Origin of the sequence: Pleomorphochaeta sp. (assembly GCF_050031695.1) — a bacterium.
Classification (GTDB): Bacteria; Spirochaetota; Spirochaetia; order Sphaerochaetales; family Sphaerochaetaceae; genus Pleomorphochaeta.
In genome coordinates this window covers 1-3,792 of the sequence record NZ_JBNAIC010000028.1, presented here as the reverse complement: position 1 = coordinate 3,792, position 3,792 = coordinate 1, and the positions used below count along the sequence as shown (strand labels likewise).

The following is a 3,792-nucleotide window of genomic DNA, read 5'->3' as shown; positions in this document are numbered from 1 at the left end:
TCACTCGCTTTTAACGAACATTAGCTTATTTCATCTTGTTCTATTTTGAATTGACAGAAAGCCCTCTACACTGCAATTTTCATTGCCATAATTAGCTTCCTATTTTCTCTTCCCTTACGCTCGTAATTTCAAATAACAATTGCAATTACGTCTAATCTCTTAGAGCAATTACATGTGCTCGTTTGTTTTGAGCACTCAGTTAACATAGCAATTTTTAAACCAACTAGTCAATAGTTTTTTTCACTTTTTTTTGTTTTATTTTTTAAACAAAATTAAGTAAAAATTAAGTTTAGCAATCAGCCAACGAAGAGAGAAACTACACCACATATTGATATTAATCAATAGGTATTTTTATTTTTTTTACTTTTTTTTTGAATTTATCTAGAAAATATGAGAAAATAAATATTTATACATTATTTATCTATAAATATACATAAAATGCATAAAATAATGACAATTTTTCTTATAAATATTTTATTACTTCATCTTCAATAAAGCTTATTTTTTTCTTAGGAGAGTATCTTTTTACAACATTTCCTTCTCTATCAATTAAAAACTTTGTAAAATTCCAACTTATTCTAGAAAAAAATAGACCTTTTTTTTGATTTTTTAAATATTTATATAATTCATGAGCATTTTTCCCATTAACATCAATTTTTGCAAAAATTGGAAAAGTTACACCATAATTAATAGAACAAAATTCTTTTATCCCTTGATTGTCATTCGGTTCCTGGTTTGCAAATTGATTACAAGGAAAACCCAACACAATAAATTTTTTATCTTTAAGCTTTTCAAACATTATTTCTAAATCTTTTAACTGAGGAGTAAATCCACATTTACTAGCTGTATTAACAACAAGTATTACATAACCTTTGTATTTATATAGACTTATTTGTTTTCCAGATATTTCTTCAACTTCAAAATCATAAATATTCATTGATGGATCTCCTTTATTAGTAAACTTATACATTTATAATATATCTTTTTACTCTATATGTAAATAAATTTAATTTTATATTGAAAATATTATAATATAAAACTTTATTACATAACAATAATGTATTATAATTCATTTATTCTAATGTGAGGTTTTTATGAAAAAAAGAGTTTCAAAATTACTATTATTATGTTTATTTTCAATAGTTTTTATAAGTTGTGATTTTTTATTTGCACCCGAAGATTTATATTATTGGAGTTTAGTTGATGAATTTACTGAAAAAAATGAAGATAATGAAGATGAAGTAATAGTGCTAGAAAAACGTTATGATTCCTTAGAAACCCTAATAGTTATGACTTGTGGAGAAAACGATGAAGACATAGAAAATGATTCTCCAGGTTTTCCAACCAGAAATGAGGCAGAAATCAGAATGCCTGACATAACTTTTCAAGTTAGCGTAGAAGATTCATCAATTACTTTTACACCAGGCACAAAAACTGTTAAAGAATTAAGTGACAATGATTTTCATATTTATCAAGAATATGCTATGAGTGGTGTAGAATTAGGCAAAACTTATACATTAATCGGTAAAACGATTGATTCATCAAATTCTAATGCTATAATTGAAGAAGGCGAAATTAAAATAAAATTTAAATAGAGAGTTATATGTTATACAGAGAATTAGGAAAAAATAAAATAAAAGTATCTCAATTAGGTTTTGGCTGCATGAGATTTCCAACACTTAATAACGATAGTAATAATATTGATATTGAAAAAACAAGAAAATTACTTACTTACGCTATTAACAATGGCGTAAATTACATTGATACTGCATATCCATATCATGGTGGAAAAAGTGAAGAAGTCGTTGGATCAATACTTAATGAAGAAAAGTTAAGAGATAAAGTATTTTTAACTTCTAAATTATCTCTTTGGATGATTGAAAGCAAAGATAAACAAGAAGAATTTTTAAATAATCAATTAAAAAGAATGAATCAAGAATATTTCGATTTTTACTTAATTCATGCTATCGATAAAAAAGCTTGGGAAACTGTTAAAAAATATGACACCCTTGCTTTTATTGAAAAAGCAAAAAAAGAAGGTAAAATAAAACACGTGGGCTTTTCATACCATGATGAATCAATCGATTTATTTAAAGAAGTTGTAGACAGTTATGATTGGGATTTAGTACAAATACAATATAATTATTTAGATGAATTTTTCCAAGCAGGTAGAGAAGGTTTAGATTATTGCGAATCAAGAGGAATTGATTGTGTAATTATGGAACCTCTAAAAGGTGGGCAACTTGCTAACAACTTACCTAAAGAAGTTGAAAACGTATTTAAAAAAGCGAATAAAGATGATTCTTATGCTTCTTGGTCTCTTAGATGGCTCTATAATCATAAAAATGTAAAAGTAATTCTAAGCGGTATGGGAAAACTTGAAGAGGTTGTAGATAATATTAAATCAGCTTCAAAATATAAAGCTAATGAATTAAGTGATAATGAAATAAAAGTTATTAATGATGCTGTAAATATTATAAATAAGAAAAAGCGTATTGATTGTACTAATTGTAAATACTGTATGCCATGTCCTCAAGGTGTATTAATTCCAAATAATTTTGAATATTATAACAAATACTTTTATCTAGATTCAAAAAAAAATAGAGACAGTATTAAATTTATGTATAATAAAGGCTTTAACAATGAAGAAAAAGCAAGTGCGTGTATAAAATGTGGATTGTGTGAAACCCATTGTCCTCAACATTTACCTATTAGAGATTTGCTTGATAAAGTAAAAAACATTTTTGAATAAAATAAAGGCAGCATATGATAATAATATTTATCATTTAGCTGCCATTTATTTTTATAAACTTGTACTTACCTCTTTATTATTTTCACCAAATTTATCCATTAGTCCTTCAATAATAACATTTTGTGGAACATTTATTTCTTCATTCTTTTTTATATATTGATATGCTTTATAAGTAGAAGAAGGTCCAATCTCTGATGAAAAATTCCCAAAACCCTGATTCCAAACAAATAAAGAAAACAATTCATCAAACTCTTTAATACTTACACCTAAAGAGTATGCTTTAATCAATTCACGTGTTGCTTGTCTAAATCTATTTGCACCAACAGCATTACTTAATGATAATAACAACTTCGTTTTTAGTTCAATTGCAGGAGTTTTTTTATTCCAAGTCTCTTCCCAAAAATTTATAGCAATATTTGCTAAATTATTATCAATTTTCTTATAATTTAAAATTGCAGTAGGTTTTAAAGGCATATCAGAACCATTTTTATATTGTATCTTTTTAATTTCAGTCCTTGTAAAATAACAATGATATTCTGCATCGCTGATCTTTTCTACTTTTACATCAAATCCAATATCTTTCATTGCAGAAAATAATGGTTTTGGTTCAAAAGTTTGAATAACGCATAGCCCTTTATTAAGGTCTATACTACTGGCTTTTTTTAACAACCCTGGCAAAAAATTTGATGTAGCTTTTCTTACATCTATTGTTTCATAATTATTATTCATAAAATATTTCCTTTTAATAAAATGTTAGCATTATATAACTTAAATCATCGTTGCTAATGCAACAGAAATAATTTTTTTCATAAATAATGATAAAATTAAATTAATTAAAAAATTTTAATATAGTTTTTATTATTAAACTAACAAAATAGAAAAAAGAAAAAGGCCCGGCAGCTACCTACTCTCCCACATAATTGTAGTACCATCGGCGTGAGAGTGCTTAACTGCCGTGTTCGGGATGGGAACGGGTGTGTCCACTCTGCTATGGCCACCGGGCCAAAATTAAACTTAGAGGGATAATTATTATTATCCAT

Annotated in this window: 4 protein-coding genes and 1 rRNA gene; 2 read left to right on the top strand and 3 right to left on the bottom strand. The window is 26.3% G+C overall.

Going from position 1 to position 3,792, the window contains the following annotated elements; genetic code table 11:
- Positions 1 to 463: 463 nt before the first annotated feature.
- Positions 464 to 937, bottom strand: a complete 474-nt coding sequence (locus ACPKM0_RS05725) for a glutathione peroxidase (RefSeq protein ID WP_472474160.1) — start codon at positions 935 to 937, stop codon at positions 464 to 466.
- Positions 938 to 1,094: 157 nt separating this feature from the next.
- On the opposite strand from ACPKM0_RS05725, the gene ACPKM0_RS05720 reads away from it, so the two are divergent.
- A complete protein-coding gene (locus ACPKM0_RS05720; RefSeq protein WP_472474158.1) occupies positions 1,095 to 1,595 on the top strand; it encodes a hypothetical protein in 501 nt (166 codons plus the stop codon).
- Positions 1,596 to 1,603: 8 nt separating this feature from the next.
- Positions 1,604 to 2,752 (top strand): aldo/keto reductase, encoded by a 1,149-nt coding sequence (locus tag ACPKM0_RS05715; protein ID WP_472474156.1) that lies wholly within the window; start codon positions 1,604 to 1,606, stop codon positions 2,750 to 2,752.
- A gap of 51 nt (positions 2,753 to 2,803) precedes the next feature.
- Here ACPKM0_RS05715 and ACPKM0_RS05710 read toward each other — a convergent pair whose 3' ends face one another.
- A complete protein-coding gene (locus ACPKM0_RS05710; protein ID WP_472474154.1) occupies positions 2,804 to 3,481 on the bottom strand; it encodes a DUF2249 domain-containing protein in 678 nt (225 codons plus the stop codon).
- Between the two features lie 162 nt (positions 3,482 to 3,643).
- A 5S ribosomal RNA gene (gene rrf / locus ACPKM0_RS05705) occupies positions 3,644 to 3,754 on the bottom strand.
- Between the last annotated feature and the right edge of the window lie 38 nt (positions 3,755 to 3,792).